Source organism: Corynebacterium sp. PCR 32 (assembly GCF_037464985.1).
In the GTDB taxonomy this organism is placed as follows: domain Bacteria; phylum Actinomycetota; class Actinomycetes; order Mycobacteriales; family Mycobacteriaceae; genus Corynebacterium; species Corynebacterium kroppenstedtii_D.
In genome coordinates this window covers 237,137-252,681 of record NZ_JBAHVL010000001.1, presented here as the reverse complement: position 1 = coordinate 252,681, position 15,545 = coordinate 237,137, and the positions used below count along the sequence as shown (strand labels likewise).

Annotated in this window: 16 protein-coding genes; 7 read left to right on the top strand and 9 right to left on the bottom strand. The window is 57.5% G+C overall.

The genetic code is table 11. The features are described 5' to 3' along the window. Positions 1 to 10: 10 nt before the first annotated feature. Together V5S80_RS01050 and V5S80_RS01045 are read right to left on the bottom strand one after the other, a co-directional pair. Positions 11 to 934, bottom strand: a complete 924-nt coding sequence (locus V5S80_RS01050; RefSeq protein ID WP_395168914.1) for a TIGR02569 family protein — start codon at positions 932 to 934, stop codon at positions 11 to 13. A gap of 11 nt (positions 935 to 945) precedes the next feature. Continuing rightward, positions 946 to 1,191 carry a DUF3107 domain-containing protein gene (locus V5S80_RS01045; RefSeq protein WP_395168913.1) on the bottom strand — a complete coding sequence of 82 codons (246 nt, stop codon included), beginning with the start codon at positions 1,189 to 1,191 and terminating at the stop codon, positions 946 to 948. A gap of 89 nt (positions 1,192 to 1,280) precedes the next feature. Here V5S80_RS01045 and V5S80_RS01040 point away from each other — a divergent pair, with 89 nt between their 5' ends. Together V5S80_RS01040 and V5S80_RS01035 are read left to right on the top strand one after the other, a co-directional pair. Continuing rightward, complete coding sequence (locus tag V5S80_RS01040) at positions 1,281 to 2,843, top strand: DEAD/DEAH box helicase (RefSeq protein WP_395168912.1); 1,563 nt, start codon at positions 1,281 to 1,283, stop codon at positions 2,841 to 2,843. A 31-nt stretch (positions 2,844 to 2,874) separates the two neighbouring features. Next, positions 2,875 to 4,167 carry a PQQ-binding-like beta-propeller repeat protein gene (locus V5S80_RS01035; RefSeq protein WP_395168911.1) on the top strand — a complete coding sequence of 431 codons (1,293 nt, stop codon included), beginning with the start codon at positions 2,875 to 2,877 and terminating at the stop codon, positions 4,165 to 4,167. Here V5S80_RS01035 and V5S80_RS01030 read toward each other — a convergent pair. After that, on the bottom strand, positions 4,164 to 4,712 hold the full coding sequence (locus V5S80_RS01030) for a hypothetical protein (RefSeq protein WP_395168910.1): 549 nt from the start codon (positions 4,710 to 4,712) through the stop codon (positions 4,164 to 4,166). The genes V5S80_RS01035 and V5S80_RS01030 overlap by 4 nt on opposite strands. A 567-nt stretch (positions 4,713 to 5,279) precedes the next feature. Between V5S80_RS01030 and V5S80_RS01025 the strand changes: the two genes are divergently transcribed. Next, positions 5,280 to 5,540, top strand: coding sequence for a WhiB family transcriptional regulator (locus V5S80_RS01025; protein WP_395168909.1), 261 nt, complete (start codon positions 5,280 to 5,282; stop codon positions 5,538 to 5,540). 206 nt (positions 5,541 to 5,746) lie between these two features. Then, the gene (locus tag V5S80_RS01020; protein WP_012732104.1) at positions 5,747 to 5,821 is read left to right on the top strand and encodes a 50S ribosomal protein bL37; all 75 of its coding nucleotides are present in this window, start codon (positions 5,747 to 5,749) and stop codon (positions 5,819 to 5,821) included. Between the two features lie 168 nt (positions 5,822 to 5,989). Here the strand turns inward: V5S80_RS01020 and V5S80_RS01015 are convergent, their stop codons facing one another. After that, positions 5,990 to 6,310, bottom strand: coding sequence for a hypothetical protein (locus V5S80_RS01015; protein WP_395168908.1), 321 nt, complete (start codon positions 6,308 to 6,310; stop codon positions 5,990 to 5,992). Positions 6,311 to 6,375: 65 nt separating this feature from the next. Then, positions 6,376 to 6,984, bottom strand: coding sequence for a sigma-70 family RNA polymerase sigma factor (locus tag V5S80_RS01010; RefSeq protein WP_395168907.1), 609 nt, complete (start codon positions 6,982 to 6,984; stop codon positions 6,376 to 6,378). 163 nt (positions 6,985 to 7,147) lie between these two features. On the opposite strand from V5S80_RS01010, the gene aroA reads away from it, so the two are divergent. The 3 genes from aroA to V5S80_RS00995 are packed head-to-tail and all read left to right on the top strand — an operon-like array spanning position 7,148 to position 11,056. Continuing rightward, positions 7,148 to 8,656, top strand: a complete 1,509-nt coding sequence (gene aroA / locus V5S80_RS01005) for a 3-phosphoshikimate 1-carboxyvinyltransferase (protein WP_395168906.1) — start codon at positions 7,148 to 7,150, stop codon at positions 8,654 to 8,656. Beyond that, positions 8,653 to 9,705, top strand: coding sequence for a ribosome small subunit-dependent GTPase A (rsgA, locus tag V5S80_RS01000; protein WP_395168905.1), 1,053 nt, complete (start codon positions 8,653 to 8,655; stop codon positions 9,703 to 9,705). Before aroA ends, rsgA begins: the two co-directional genes overlap by 4 nt. Beyond that, the gene (locus V5S80_RS00995; protein ID WP_395168904.1) at positions 9,695 to 11,056 is read left to right on the top strand and encodes a chloride channel protein; all 1,362 of its coding nucleotides are present in this window, start codon (positions 9,695 to 9,697) and stop codon (positions 11,054 to 11,056) included. Before rsgA ends, V5S80_RS00995 begins: the two co-directional genes overlap by 11 nt. Before the next feature lie 19 nt (positions 11,057 to 11,075). Here the strand turns inward: V5S80_RS00995 and V5S80_RS00990 are convergent, their stop codons facing one another. From V5S80_RS00990 to secA, 4 genes are all read right to left on the bottom strand, one after another. Next, a complete protein-coding gene (locus tag V5S80_RS00990) occupies positions 11,076 to 11,606 on the bottom strand; it encodes a DUF6912 family protein (RefSeq protein ID WP_395168903.1) in 531 nt (176 codons plus the stop codon). Further along, a complete protein-coding gene (locus V5S80_RS00985) occupies positions 11,593 to 12,003 on the bottom strand; it encodes an HAD family hydrolase (RefSeq protein WP_395168902.1) in 411 nt (136 codons plus the stop codon). Before V5S80_RS00985 ends, V5S80_RS00990 begins: the two co-directional genes overlap by 14 nt. Positions 12,004 to 12,280: 277 nt before the next feature. Further along, on the bottom strand, positions 12,281 to 12,628 hold the full coding sequence (locus V5S80_RS00980) for a hypothetical protein (RefSeq protein WP_395168901.1): 348 nt from the start codon (positions 12,626 to 12,628) through the stop codon (positions 12,281 to 12,283). Between the two features lie 133 nt (positions 12,629 to 12,761). Next, the gene (secA, locus tag V5S80_RS00975) at positions 12,762 to 15,500 is read right to left on the bottom strand and encodes a preprotein translocase subunit SecA (RefSeq protein ID WP_395169394.1); all 2,739 of its coding nucleotides are present in this window, start codon (positions 15,498 to 15,500) and stop codon (positions 12,762 to 12,764) included. Positions 15,501 to 15,545 lie beyond the last annotated feature (45 nt).

Here is a 15,545-nt window from a genome sequence, read left to right as displayed (position 1 = left end):
CATTGTTGCACTAGGTGAGGACACGCCGCGCCCGAACGACCTCAACCATACGTTTCAACCCCACCAACGAACTCGCTTTCGCACCGGGGTGTAACGCATGAACAAACAACCGATACAGCACAGCACGAATCATCATTTCGTCGAAGTCAGGAACATGTGACCACCGCGAAGCCAAACTGTCGTCAGCATTCCCCCACGCCATCCCATCAACAACAGTTAACGCAACTGGCCATGCATGCGGATGAAACACCGGGGGGATCTCTGTCACCACAGCGGGCGACGAACCATCGAACACCGTCGTACCTACCATGTCCGACGAGACCACCCTATTTGGCGCTGTGACCTCGTCCCGCAACCCCGCCACCGACGACGCCAACTCTAACGCCTGCGCCACCGTCGAGCTCGCCACAGCAGCAACATCCAGTCCCGGCGCGATCACCTGTGACGGGTCTTCCGAGAACGCCGCAGCATCGGCAGCTGCAAAGAGATGATAAGTCGTCCACGGGCGCTGGTTGAGATCAATGTGTGGAATGGGGTTTTCACTGAGGCGGTCGTGTCCACCCACCCCCATGGCATCATCAATAGATTCAGACAGAAGGAGAGCAGCCGCGGCAATTTCGTCGAACCGGGGTGCTGGGTGTCCCTGAACCCATGTATCAGCATGCCAGCCCCCGAGAATGTAACGCCCATCTGATGAGCTGAGGGGCCGGACAACACCGATTCCCCGTGGTCTCAACTTATGGCGCATTTTCGCGGACCAGATCGCGGTGTCTGCATCGTGAGCACGACGAAGAACAGCTGATTGTACTTTCCAGCCATATCCCCATTCACGGCCCAGCAATTCTGGTTTTCCACGGTCAGCTCGGAAACCCATCAGAATCGGGTCTGACGGTGGGGACATGTCGTGGATCGGTGACGGCTCCGCTGAAGACATGGGTGCAATCCTTACAGTGCCGTTGAAGCGAATCCGACGGGGCGGGTTGTCTCCGCCCCGATTTCTACGTAGGCAATGGCGGCACGGCGAATCACATACGTGCGCCCATTGGCATCGTCGATACTAAGAATAGCGCTGGCTTCCGCCGACTTCGCGAGGGCGCTGCTGATTGTCGTAGTCATCTCCTCTTTGTTCCCTGGTGAGTTAATAACCAGCTCGCGCGGGTTATCAGTAAAACCAATCTTGATTTCCATCATCAATCCTTTGGTGGGTTGTTGGATTATTAAGGACACACGCCGGCCAGCCCAGCACTGGCCATTGTAAGGGCCACGATAGGATAACCACCATGACGGAGAAGCGGCGTTCGCAGCACACACGTACATCATCGCGGAAGCGGAGGGCTGTCCGGCGTTCAGCACGCTCCACGACAGCACCCCAACCGGAGTCCACGCACGTGTCGAAGTCGACGCCGCCAGCTCCCACACCAGCACATGAAGGTCCCCGTTCGCTTGGCGCACAGTCGGAGGGGCCAACGTTTGAGGATCTTGGGGTTGCTGCTGAGATCGTCGATGCTCTCGGCGCTCACGGTGTCACTCACGCTTTCGCTATTCAGGAGCTCACATTGCCACTGGCTCTCGATGGCAAAGATCTCATTGGTCAAGCGCGGACTGGTATGGGTAAAACCCTCGCGTACGGTGTGCCGTTACTGGATCGTATTTTCGACGATGCCGCCATTGCTGAACTTGATGGTACACCGCGCGCGGTGATCATCGCCCCGACCCGTGAACTTGCCTCTCAGGTTGCTGAGGACGTGGCCATGGCCGCGGAAAATCTGGCGAATTTCAATGATGAACACCGCTCGCTGCAGGTGACCACAATTTGTGGTGGTCACTCCTTCGACAAGCAGATTGACCAACTGAAGAAAGGCACTGATTGTCTCGTCGGTACTCCCGGCCGACTTCTTGACCTTTGTCAACGCGGTGAACTCGACTTATCCAAGGTTGCTATCCTTGTGCTCGATGAAGCAGACGAGATGCTCGATCTCGGGTTTCTCCCCGATATCGAAGCAATCCTCACACACGTGCCTGAGACCCGCCAAACAATGTTGTTCTCCGCAACAATGCCCGGCCCCATCATGGCATTGGCCAGGACATTCATGAACAAACCCGTCCATATTCGCGCTGAGGGCTCAGATGATTCATCAACGCACGCGACCACCAAACAGGTGGTATTTAAAAATCATAAACTCAATAAGAGTTCCACGCTTGCTGCCATCTTGCAGGCCGAAGGCCGCGGCCGCACGATCATCTTTACACGAACCAAGCGCTCTGCCGCCGATGTCGCCGATGACCTCGCTGGACGTGGTTTCCTCGTCGGTGCCGTGCATGGTGACATGGCACAACCTGTCCGCGAGAAGTCCCTGGAGGCGTTTCGCAACAATACGATCGACGTGCTTGTCGCCACCGACGTCGCCGCACGAGGTATAGACGTTGACGATGTCACCCACGTCATCAACTACCAGGTTCCCGACGATGCAATGACCTATGTGCATCGCATCGGCCGGACTGGGCGTGCTGGGCGTACCGGGACGGCTGTCACGCTCGTCGGCTGGGATGAGATCATGAAATGGAGAGTCATCGACGATGAGCTTCAGCTGAACGTCGGTGATCTTGACGAATGGTTTTCGACGTCTCCCCAGCTACGGGCAGCACTCGACATTCCGGCCGATGCTGATGAGAGGATCGGAGAATCACGTCCGGTTTTTGGTGGCGCACAAGTATTGCGCCCCAAGCGCAAGAGCGCGAAGAATGCGTCGCGGCCACGTCGCGATGATCTCCGCCGCCGGTCTGAGACACGCTCACATCGTTCCCAGTCAGGATCTCATTCCAGACGGGGCGGCCCGCGGTAGCCGCTGAACGTACACGTAAGGTCACAAGTTTATGAAGAAGTTCGGGCCCCGGGTTCCCGCGGAGCGTGCCACGCGCGCTGATCGTATTGCGGTTATTGTCATCACAATCATTGCTGTCGTGTGGGTGGGTGGTGTGTGGTTAACGTCGGAGGCCCGGCATTCTCACCTCTCCCCTGCTCATGGAGAACCCGAGGCCGACAACCGACTGGCTGTCGTTCCCGCCTCCCTCCATCAGGCCTGGACACATCCCGTCTCCGGACCTGCTCCCACAGCGCCTCTTGTCAGTGGGTCTACCGTCGTCACAACGAGTGATACCCGTGTGGAAGGCCTCGACCCCGCCACTGGATCAACTCGCTGGTCGTATTCGCGTGACCGTAATCTCTGTGGCATCGCGGCATCGTTTTCACAAGTTATCCCTGTATTCAAAGGCCCGGGCGGCTGTGGTGAGGTTCACTCACTCAAAGGTGACACTGGGCGTTATTCGTATTCACGGTCGTCAGCCAATACGAGCCCCATTGCGATGGTTCGTTCCAACGATCATGTTGGCGTCGTGACGCCGTCCAGGATGGAGCTGTGGCGCGATGATCTGGTGCGCACCGTAGAGTTCGGTGATGTTGATAATCCGGCAGAGCCTGGTCTTCAACCATTCACAGGATGCACAATCCGTTCTGCCCTCACACGATCCAATATGCTCGGGGTTGTCGAAAACTGTCCTCACGATAAAAAATCTGGGAACCACGCGATGCTCCGCCTCATGAAGGCCGTCCCTCAGGACTCGCGGAAGCCAGAGATTATCCAGTCCTACAACTTAGGTTCTGAGACCGCACACATCGTTGCCATTGGGGAGGATAAGGCTGCTGTCTACGTGGATGCCACGACACCACGCATCGACGTCGTTGATACGAAAGGGCATGTGACGTCATCTCGGGACGTCACGCCATCCCCGCTGATTAACGAGGACGCTCACGTAAATACGGCCTCGGAACACCATGTGTTTGAACCTGCCGTCAGCGATGGGCCCCACCATATGTTCTGGTGGGATGGTGCCCGCCTCTATGCCTTTGATCCTGAGTCCCTTTCCGTTGATTTTGTGGTCGCCGATTCGTTAGGAACCGGTGACGTCATCGGGGATCATCATTTGCTTGCGCCGACCAATGGTGCCGTGAGCGTCATCGATACACGGACAGGGCGAGTTGAGAAAACTATGCCGGTCGATCGTCAAGGTGGTTCCCCCGCGCCTGTGGGTCTTCGTATCGCGGGGACGACGGTCGTGGAACGCCGCGGAGATGCACTAATAGGTTACCGCGCCGAACAGGCGCCCTAGCTCCCGTACCTCGACGCAGCCCACGAGACTGCAGCAGGGTTGAAAATCAATCCAAGCCCGATGAGTGAGATCAACAGTGTCGGAATTCCAAGCTCCGGGCGGGAGGAGGACAACATGTACCACACGACCGGGAGTAACAACATGTTCAGCATGGCAACCGGGGCCCGCCCCCACCGCTTTCCGCGCGACAATCCCCATCCCGCCGCAGCGACCGTACCGAAAATAATGACGAACCACAGTGCTGTCCCGTAGCCGCTTCCCCAGCTGGCGAAGATTCCCTCCACTTTCGCATCGCCAGTGCCGGTTCCACGGATTGCGTGAAAAACGAGAATTGCTGCGGCACATAATCCCGCTGCACCTTCAGCCATCCCGACGACGCCAGCCCATTTCACTGTTGTGGGAAGCGATGGTGTGTTGTCTGTGGACTCCCGACATTCTTCGGACACGGAGTGTGCGCCCTGATCGGTGCGCGTTGCCGGTGACTGTTGGGCAGGTTGCCTTTGGGAACCACGATTAACCGAACGCTTCTTTCGGGAACTAGACACATGCTCACTCTAGCAACCGTGTCCGTGGGCACCGAGTAGATGTGGGTAGCGCTGCCATGGTGAGGTTGTTGTCGTTGCAGCCGCTCGCAGCGGACATTATGGTCACTGGGCACCGGGCGGCAGGTATGACGTGATAGCGAAGGTCAGTGTGTTCCTTATTGTGTGTTCCTTGTCTGCGACTAGTATGTATTTTTAGGTGAGGCTATGTCGAAGCTATGATTGTGGGAAGTAGAAGCAAAATTTTGTAGCATGATAAGGGGAGTAGCCTCCGCGTCAAAACCAATTCCTGTGACGTTAGCCACAATTCTCCCCTGAACTCTGGAAATACCGGCCAACCCATGCCATAGTCTTCCAGGTACGCACAACAGTAGGACATATGCGCCTGCTGACGAGGGTGCTGTTTAGAGGATCAGGTTTCCGGAATTCACCCGGCCGTCCTCACGCAATCAACGCTGAAAGCCATGACCATGGCTATTTTTGGCGTGCCCATCGACCGATACATCGGTTGAGCTAGCACGAAACCAAACACAGCACCCTCCACCCCACCACACTGTCAAGGAGATTTTCATGGATTGGCGCCACAAAGCTGTCTGTCGAGACGAAGACCCAGAACTTTTCTTCCCTGTCGGCAACTCTGGTCCCGCTTTAGCCCAGATCGCCCGCGCTAAGGTTGTGTGTAACCGCTGCCCAGTAACCTCACAATGCCTTGCATGGGCCATCGAGTCCGGCCAAGACGCCGGCGTCTGGGGTGGAATGAGCGAAGACGAACGTCGCACTCTGAAGCGTCGCCGCAACCGCAACAACTCCCGCCGACGCGCCACGGTCTAAACACACCCCACCACCACGTATGGACACACACAGACACAGCGGCCCCACCAACGTGGGCCGAACCCCGTTAGCCATCGTGGTAACCATGGGATAAAATCACCATCCTATGGCGTCGTGACGGCCCGCTTTCTGGCCCCGGCTCCAACAACAAACACGAGACGTGCTGAGCACGTCCACTGCACCCGATACAGCAAAGGAGAGCCGCGATGAGCAAGCGTGGACGCAAACGCAAAGACCGCCGTAAGAAGAAGGCCAACCACGGAAAACGGCCCAGCGCCTAACAATACGGTGCACAGCGTGCATGCGGCGCGCACAGCGCCAAGTAAACGCAATAAATACACAGCAAAAAAAGGGGGGTGAATCTTGTTGAGATTCACCCCCCTTTTTTTGATTCAAACTCACCACGCAGACCCGGCACACAGAATGACCACCCCCTACCCCCTGAGCACCTACATGTAGCGAATGTGCTCAGTGATGGCAATATGAATCCGCGTGCGCAACTCATGCGATGCAGCCTCTGAACAACTCCGCCGAAGAAGACTACGCACCTCCTGCTCAATCCCATATGCCTCACCATGCTCCGGACAATTTTTCACCAAGTCCATCAGAGCCTGCCGCCGCTGCGCATCGCACGGCTGGTCAAGAAGATCATTTAGCTCATCAATGATGTCATGACAACAACCATCGTGCGCATACCCACCGGCCGATGCTGACGAACCTGGCTCACCAGACTCCCCACCCCTGGACCTCTTCCCACAGCGATGAGTCATGGGATCATCCTTTCCTCCACGCGACCGTACTTAATTTCTAGTGTGCTTGGCTTGGAGCGCCATCTTTACGCGGAACCACTCTGAGGGAGCTCCTTACGATCAACACAACCAATTCCCCGCTCCGACGCTACTTCCTTCAACGCTCCACGCAGCTTTTTTCTTCCACGGTGAAGCCGACTCATGACCGTTCCCACCGGGGTACCCATCACCTCCGCAATTTCCCTATAGGGCAGCCCCTCAACATCCGCGTAATACACGACCATCCGATTGTCCTCGGGGAGATCCATCAGAGCATCCCGGATCCGCTCATCAGGGATATGCTTCAGCGCCTCTACCTCAGTGGACTCGAGCCCCGTTGAATCATGCTCAGCATGAGCAGCCAACTGCCAATCCGTTACCTCATCGGTGGGGGATTCTATTGGCCGTCGTTGTGCTTTACGGTAATCATTGATGTACGCATTCGTCATAATGCGGTACATCCAGGCCTTCAAATTGGTGCCCTCTGTGAAGGAACCAAAATTACGGTACGCCTTCATATATGTTTCCTGGACAAGATCTTCCGCATCTGGCGGATTCCGCGTCATCCGTAGCGCCCCTGCATAGAGCTGGTCCACCAGCGGCATTGCCTGCTCCTCAAAATCGGCCTGGTCAGCCACAGCGAACCTCCTCACCATGCATACGTGGATTCGCAAATCACTCACTATCGTAACCAACCCCACACCCGCTGAAAGCCAAACCCAGATTTTCCCAACACCGTGACGCAGACCAACTTGAGGTTCCACCACACAACAAGCAACCCGCTGATCACTTGTACACCCTCATGTCAATAATGCAACAATGGCAATCGTGAATGCGCAGTCCCCTCAACCCCCACTGTGGGCAGCTCCCACCCCCAGCCACCCCATCGACGCTGCCATCAGCGTCCCTGGTTCCAAATCAATGACAAACCGAGCCCTCGTGCTCTCTGCACTGGCCACCGGCCCATCAACCATCCGCGGGGCACTGCGCAGTCGCGACACCGAACTCATGATGACTGCCCTCCGAGCCATGGGTGTGGATATCCAGGAAACCCCCATGATGGAAGACAACAACCCCTCCCCCGGTCAGCCACAGACCACCATGAATCTGCACATCACACCGCCATCTCAGCTCCACGGTGCCACCGTCGATTGTGGGCTCGCCGGAACAGTCATGCGTTTCCTCCCCCCTCTCGCCGCACTGGCTGATGGGCCAGTCCGTTTCGATGGCGATCCTCACGCCCGAACACGTCCACTACAAACATTGGTGACAGCCCTCCGCACTTTAGGCGTCACTGTAGAGGGCGACAGCCTCCCCCTCACTGTCACACCCACCTATACATCACCCGTGCCAGAAACCCCACCTGGTGGGAACGTACACATCGACGCGTCATCCAGCTCACAATTCGTCTCCGGGTTACTCCTCTCCGCCGCACGGTTCACCAACGGAATCACAGTGACGCACACCGGGCCGCCCATCCCATCACAACCGCATATCGCCATGACCATCGCGATGCTCCACGACGCCGGAGTCGATGTCACCATGCCAACACCCCACACATGGCAAGTACAACCCGGCCCTATCCAGCCCCACGAATGGATTATCGAACCCGACCTGTCCAATGCCACCCCCTTCATGGCCGCAGCCGCCGTCACCGGCGGACGCATCGTCATCCGACACTGGCCGACGATCACAACCCAACCCGGCGACCGCTTCCGTACCATTCTCGAACACATGGGAGCTCACTGCACACGCACATCCACACCACACCACGACCTCATCGTCACCGGACCACCCACTCGGCGCCACCACCCCCACGGGCTCACCGGCATCACCATCGACCTCCACGACATCGGTGAGCTCACACCCACCATTGCCGCCGTCGCCGCCCTCGCAGACACTCCCTCACACTTAACTGGAATTGCCCACCTTCGTGGCCATGAAACCGACCGTCTCCACGCCCTCGCCAGCAACCTTAACGCGCTCGGAGGAGATGTCATCGACACAGACGATGGGCTCATCATCACTCCCGCACCACTACACGGGGGAACCTGGCCCACCTACGGCGACCACCGCATGGCCACCGCGGGCGCCATCATTGGTGCCGCCATCCCCGGCTTAAAAATCGAAAATATTGACACCACATCCAAAACATTTCCCCACTTCGACCAGGCCTGGATGCAGACCGTCGCCCTGAACAATAACCCCCTCGCCAACCACCACGCCCCCACAGCTACCAGCACCACCAGTACCACCACAGAAGACCACACCACCGACTCCGACAACCACGAGTCCACCGCACACCACCAAGAAGGTGGGCACCAATGAACACACGGCGACGCCCCTCACGCGATTGGGACGAAAATGACGTTCACATCCGACCAGGAAAAGGCTCTCGACCACGCACCAAAGACCGACCCTCACACAACAACGCCCTGTGGGGCATGGTGATCACAAAAGACCGTGGCAGATGGGGTGTCGTCCTCGACAACGACGACACCACCCCCATCGTCTGCATGCGCGCCCGCGAACTTGGACGAACACCCATCGTCGTTGGCGACCGCGTCGGTATCGTCGGCGATACCTCCGGCGCGCCAGGCACACTTGCCCGCATAGTGAAACTCGACAACCGACGTTCCATCCTCCGACGCACGGCAGACGACAACGACCCCTACGAACGCATCGTCGTCGCCAACGCCGACCAACTCCTCATCGTCACAGCCGTCGCCGATCCACCACCACGGTCTGGATTCGTGGAACGCGCCCTCGTCGCAGCATTCGCCGGCGGCATCTCGCCCATCCTCTGTCTCACAAAAAGCGACCTCGCCGACCCTGCACCCTTCGCCCGCGAGTTCCAGGACTTAGACATCCGCATCGTCGTCGCCGGCCGCGATGACGATGCCACCCCTGTCCGTCATCTCACGCAAGGACATGTCACGGCGTTAATCGGACACTCCGGCGTCGGAAAATCAACACTCGTTAATCGCCTTGTCCCCAACGCTGACCGAGCAACCGGCGAAGTCTCCAGCGTCGGAAAAGGAAAACACACCTCGACGCAATCGGTGGCACTCCGCCTGCCCCCCAGCGCTCCTACAGACTCTCACACCAGCCCAGGTTGGATCATCGACACCCCAGGTATCCGGTCGTTCGGTCTCGCTCACGTCGACCCCGACACCGTTCTCGCGGCATTCGAGGACCTTGCAGAACTGATCACCACGTGCCCCCGTGGATGCACCCACATGGGCCCACCAGCCGATCCAGAATGCGCCCTTGACACAGCTACCGGTGCCACCACGCGACGAGTCCAAGCCATCAGATCCGTCCTCGAAACGCTACGTTCAAACGACGAGTGGGATACCAGCCGGGATGACACGTAGCCGACACCTCGCATTGCTCACCGGGTCCGTTATCGTTCTCGCGATACTTACTGGCCTCGCCGCGGCACTACTCAACATCCTTTTCCTCCATGTCGAGGCACTCGCGTTCGGGTCGAACGAGGCTACCACAGTGCTACCACCCCACTCCTCCTCGCCTACACGCATCATCATGGCTTTCCTCGTGTCAGGAACACTAGGAGCCCTAATATGGTGGGGACTACACCGTTGGGGGCGACCACAACCAACGGTGACACAGTCACTCCGCGGAGCACCATCCCCCATCCCAGAGACCACTGCTCACGCAGCCTTACAGGTCGCCCAGGTCGGCACCGGAGCATCTATCGGCAGGGAAAACGCCCCACGCATCGCCGGTGTCCTCTGCGCCGACCGCCTTGCCGCCTGGACGCACGTATCCCCAGAATTCCGTCAATTGATGGTGGCCTCTGCCGCCGGCGGTGGTCTCGCCGCCGCTTATCACGCACCCCTTGCAGGAATCGCATTCACCATCGAAATCTGTGCCCTCGGGCTACGACCGCGCAGCATTGCCATCGCCACGACAACCTGCGCAATTGCCACGGGAGTGTCCTCCCACATCGAACCGGCAGGTCTGCAGTACACCGCACCCGCGGTCACATGTACCTGGCCTATGCTGATCTCCGCCGTGTTCATCGGCGCCATCGTTGGCCCACTAGGGGTCATATTTCGACGTCTCACCCAATGGTGTCAGCACTGGGCCACCCACGATGCCCGCGTCCTGTACCGCATGCCGATCGGATTCGCCGTGACCGGCGTGGTCGTTGTGTTCGTCCCCGACGTCGCCGGCAATGGAAAATATGCCACCATGTCAACCTTCAGCGGCACGCTCACGTGGCGTGCACTCGCGCAGCTATGTGTCCTCAACACAGTGGTGACCTTAGTGTGCCTTGGGAGCGGAGCGATCGGTGGCATTCTCACCCCGAGTTTTTCCCTCGGTGTTATGGTCACCGCCTTGGGCGGCATCGGCATGATGGCGATCATATCGACAGTATCAACGGTGGGAATACGCCTCAGCGGAACCACACACCCGACCATCGACAGCACCACCGTTCTCCAGGGAAGCATCGGTGAAACACCGGTACTCGCGTGCGCCGTCATTGGTGGAGCAGCCTTCCTCGCAACAGCCCATCGCGCACCCCTCTTCGCACTCCTTGCCACGATGGAATTCACCGGGCAAACCCCAGTAAGCATCCCAGTATTAGCAATAGCAGTGATCACTGCCACTCTACCGCTGGCTTGCTCCGCATGGAACGACCATCGCTATTCGGGCACTCCTCTCTGTGCCCTACGACATCGATCACAACCTGGGCTGTAATCACGAGCAATTGTACCGACTACAACAGTTGGGCCACCATCGTAAGCTCTTGCGGGTCATACCACGCAAGGTCATGATCTTCACAATTAGCCACCAGGTGCTCGGCATCATCATCGCCGAGGTCAGCGTCGTCGATCATACGAATCGCTGCTGCGGTATCGTTCTCGGCCTGCTTCACGTCGATATGAATGGACGCGAGGTCATCCGTCGATAACATCGCCGGCTCCAGGCGCACAGTCGACTCTCCTGCTGTCGGATCCGGCTTCACACGTGACTGCTCTACCTCAAAGGTGAGAATCACACGCCGATGAGGGAAACGCTCCTCATCTCCCACGGACAACAACCGCAACGAAGCACGACTCGCATCCAGGTACGCTTGGTACCCCAGTTCTTCATCATCACCGGACGTAAAATACTCACGCAATGCTGGGGTGACCGCAAAAGCGACGGCGTTCCTCGCATGAATGGTTTTCTTCTCGGCCAACTCCTGCACCACGGCAAACGTTGCTGGCACATACACCCGTACGGTGGCCAATCTAGAACTCACCATCCAGGCCGAACAAGCCGGTTACCTGCACAACAGTCCGATCGAACTGCTGATAAAGAACCCCTACCATGCCGGATTCCACCGCACCTTTAACATTCTCGATGGAATCATCGACCAACACACAATCATTCAGCGGAAGATCAATCGCATCAGCCGCAGCCTGAAAAGCCTCTTCTGACGGCTTATCTGCGTTGATCTCTCCAGAGAGAACAACCGCATCAACAGTGCCCGTGAACTCCCACTCACGGATCGGATCCGCCTCGGAACCACCAGGGTCATTCGACAAAATAGCAGTGGCCACACCATTTGCTTTCGCTGCTTGAAGCAGTGCGCGCCAACGATCCGCGTCTTCCTCGGAGACATCCAAGACGCCACAATAATCCACGATCAAACCTCTCATGTCGCACTATCGTAACCGAACTTCGGGTTTGATGTCCTGTCCGCGGGAACCAATGGCCGCACCCGGGCGTCTAACCAACCATGACCACTACGACGCTGCCCCCTATGACGACACCCTACAACCTCACCCCGATCCCCGGGTTCACGTTGCTGCACCATGTTTGCGACGAGCGCCCCCTACTGACACCTCAGGACGACACAGCGACCACTGACGTCGGCTCTCTACCCCGACCACAATCGTCATCAACTACGTCGTTACCGGTCACAGGAGGTTGTCCTCAGGGTGGTGGTGAACCACCGCGAGCACGCCAGGAGAACCAGCCCCCCTCGTCGACTCCTGTCGCAACACCGTCGGCGGTCATCCGCCGGCTCGTGACCATCGCCTTAGAAACAGCAAGCGGCCATCGGCCACCATCGAAACTGTCAGCCGACGATTTCGGACCCGTTGTTCGACAATCTCTCACCACGTTGTCCAGGCTCAGTAGTAGTCCGCATCCCCCGCTATCCGGTGGACGGCTCATCATGGTCCACTGCTCCACAAACACCGCGGAAGGAGACCGCCCCCGCTTCGTCGAATTCTGTGGGACCTGGAGAGCAGAATCATCACGGTCAGGACTACCCAGCACAGTCCGAGTGTTGGCTGGTAAGGCAGCAAAAAGCCGGACCTCCTATCGGATTACGACTCTCCGATTCATGTGAAGTCCGGCTTCTCCATCACCACCACACCCTCGGGGAGCACCCATGGGCGCTGTTACGGAACTACCGCCCACTAGCGTGGCGCCCACCCTGACGGTAATCGCGGGCGGCAGCACGACGCTCGCGGCGGTTCGTCGGCTGAGGTTCGGCACTGCCCTCATTGACTGCTGCTGAGCCAGTTTCGTCGGGCCCGGAGTAACTCATTCGCACGTCATGACGGTGACCTGCGAAATCTGTTGCGTCGACAGTCCCATCGCCATTCACATCAGGATTCTGTTGCATCGTGTTGGTTTCGATCTGCTGGCGAACCAGGAACAGCTGACGGACCGCCTCTTCCTTGATGGCGTCCTCCATTTTGCGGAACATGTCGCCACCTTCACGCTGATATTCCACCAGCGGATCACGCTGAGCCATCGCGCGCAGACCAATGCCCTCCTTGAGATAGTCCATCTCATAGAGATGCTCGCGCCACTTTTGATCAACAACATTGAGCAGTGTGTAACGCTCCAAGTTACGCATCTGCTCAACGCCACCAATGGCCTCAACAACCTTCTCAAGGTCCACATACTGAGCACGAGCATCGTCGATCAACGCGCGGCGAAGATCCTCAACGGGAAGCTCTCCCACAGGCCCACAGTGGGGAGAATCAACAAGCGATTGCCAACTCAGCGTCGGACCATAGAGGCTCTCCAATGCTTTCCAGAGAGCACCCAGGTCCCAGTCTTCAACATACCCATCGGCTGTCTCCGCGTAGACATACGCAGAAATGGTGTCATCAATCATGGCGCGAACTTGATCACGCAAATCCAGGCCTTCAAGGATCTGACGGCGCTCGGCATAAATAACCTTGCGCTGAGAGTTCATCACCTCGTCATACTTCAAGACGTTTTTGCGCATCTCGAAGTTCTGGCTTTCCACCTGTGTCTGTGCGCTCTTGATGGCGTTAGTGACCATCTTCGCCTCAATCGGGACGTCGTCTGGCACATTGAGGCGATTCATCATAGCCTCCATAGATGGGCCCACAAATCGAGTCATAAGCTCATCACGCATCGAGAGATAGAAGCGCGTCTCCCCCGGATCCCCCTGGCGAGCACAGCGACCACGCAACTGATTGTCAATGCGTCGTGATTCGTGCCGTTCCGTGCCCAACACGTACAAGCCACCGGCGGCGCGGACCTCTTCAGCCTCACGCTTTGAGGCTGCGCGCACCCGGGCAATCTCCTCATCCCACGCCTTCTCATACTCGTCTGGAGTCTCGACGGGATCCAGGCCACGGTGTCGCAGATTGATGTCAGCAATAATATCTGGATTACCGCCAAGCACAATGTCCGTACCACGACCAGCCATGTTCGTCGCCACAGTGACCGCGCCCAAACGGCCAGCCTGGGCAACAACTTCCGCCTCTTCCTCATGGTGCTTGGCGTTAAGCACACTGTGCCGCACACCTTTGGCCTGCAGCAACCGCGACAAGTACTCCGAGCGCTCAACGGAGGTCGTACCAACGAGTACCGGCTGGCCCCTGTGCACACGCTCTTCAATATCATCAGCAACAGCGCGGAACTTCGCTTCCTGCGTCTTATACACCAGGTCACTGTTGTCCGTCCGCTGATTCGGACGGTTAGTCGGAATCTGATTCACATCCAGTTTGTAAATCTGGTGAAGCTCCGACGCTTCCGTCTCGGCAGTACCCGTCATACCAGACAACTTGTTATACAAACGGAAATAGTTCTGCAACGTAATGGTTGCCAAAGTCTGGTTCTCGGCTTGGATCTCCACACCTTCTTTGGCCTCAATAGCCTGGTGCATGCCCTCATTGTACCGACGGCCAGATAACACGCGGCCAGTAAATTCGTCAACGATGAGAACCTCACCGTTGCGGACGATGTAATCCTTATCCCGAACAAACAGTTCTTTCGCCTTCACCGCGTTGTTCAGATACCCCACCAGCTGAGAATTCTGCGGCGCATACAAGTTATCAATGCCCAACTGGTCTTCGACCAGCTCAACACCTTCTTCGCGGATACCAACGGTGCGTTTACGCTCATCCACCTCATAATGGATGTCGCGAGTCATACGCGGCATAATCCTCGCAAACGCGGTGTACCACTCCGATGTTCCCTCGGCTGGACCTGAAATAATTAACGGCGTGCGGGCTTCATCGATCAGGATGGAGTCGACCTCATCGACAATCGCATAGTGGTGTCCCCGCTGAACTAGTTCGTCCAGGGAGTGGGCCATGTTATCGCGCAGGTAGTCGAAGCCAAACTCGTTATTGGTGCCGTACGTAATATCGGCGTCATAGGCCGCTCGTCGTTCATCCGGCGTCAGCCCAGAGAGAATGACGTCCACTTTGAGACCTAAGAATCGGTGAACACGACCCATCCACTCTGAATCGCGCTTAGCTAAGTAGTCATTGACCGTAACGACGTGAGTCCCCTTGCCTTCCAACGCATTGAGGTAGGCAGGGAGCACGCATGTCAGAGTCTTACCTTCACCAGTTCTCATTTCGGCTACAGCACCAAAGTGCAATGCTGCGCCGCCCATCACCTGCACAGGGTAGTGCTTCTGACCCAACACCCTCCATGATGCCTCACGGGCAGTGGCAAATGCCTCCAGAAGGAGATCATCGACTGATTCGCCATTACTCAAACGCTGTTTGAATTCATCGGTCTTCGCAGCCAGTTCTGCATCGCTTAAAGCTGCATATTCATCGTCAAGCGCGAGAACGCGATCTGCGATGTTCTTCAGCCTTTTGACGGCACGTCCTTCGCCGACACGGAGAATCGAGGAGAGTCCAAGCACAGGGAATGGTCCTTTAGTAACTGTCGATTGATGGGTGGATGACAC

Bases quoted from the DNA above. Each gene is read 5' to 3' on its own strand.
- V5S80_RS01050 (WP_395168914.1), bottom strand. From the start codon at position 934: ATGTCTTCAGCGGAGCCGTCACCGATCCACGACATGTCCCCACCGTCA.
- aroA (WP_395168906.1), top strand. From the start codon at position 7,148: ATGGCAATCGTGAATGCGCAGTCCCCTCAACCCCCACTGTGGGCAGCT.
- V5S80_RS00990 (WP_395168903.1), bottom strand. From the start codon at position 11,606: ATGGTGAGTTCTAGATTGGCCACCGTACGGGTGTATGTGCCAGCAACG.
- V5S80_RS01040 (WP_395168912.1), top strand. From the start codon at position 1,281: ATGACGGAGAAGCGGCGTTCGCAGCACACACGTACATCATCGCGGAAG.
- V5S80_RS01010 (WP_395168907.1), bottom strand. From the start codon at position 6,984: ATGGTGAGGAGGTTCGCTGTGGCTGACCAGGCCGATTTTGAGGAGCAG.
- V5S80_RS01045 (WP_395168913.1), bottom strand. From the start codon at position 1,191: ATGATGGAAATCAAGATTGGTTTTACTGATAACCCGCGCGAGCTGGTT.
- V5S80_RS00985 (WP_395168902.1), bottom strand. From the start codon at position 12,003: ATGAGAGGTTTGATCGTGGATTATTGTGGCGTCTTGGATGTCTCCGAG.
- V5S80_RS01035 (WP_395168911.1), top strand. From the start codon at position 2,875: ATGAAGAAGTTCGGGCCCCGGGTTCCCGCGGAGCGTGCCACGCGCGCT.
- V5S80_RS00995 (WP_395168904.1), top strand. From the start codon at position 9,695: ATGACACGTAGCCGACACCTCGCATTGCTCACCGGGTCCGTTATCGTT.
- rsgA (WP_395168905.1), top strand. From the start codon at position 8,653: ATGAACACACGGCGACGCCCCTCACGCGATTGGGACGAAAATGACGTT.
- V5S80_RS01015 (WP_395168908.1), bottom strand. From the start codon at position 6,310: ATGACTCATCGCTGTGGGAAGAGGTCCAGGGGTGGGGAGTCTGGTGAG.
- V5S80_RS01025 (WP_395168909.1), top strand. From the start codon at position 5,280: ATGGATTGGCGCCACAAAGCTGTCTGTCGAGACGAAGACCCAGAACTT.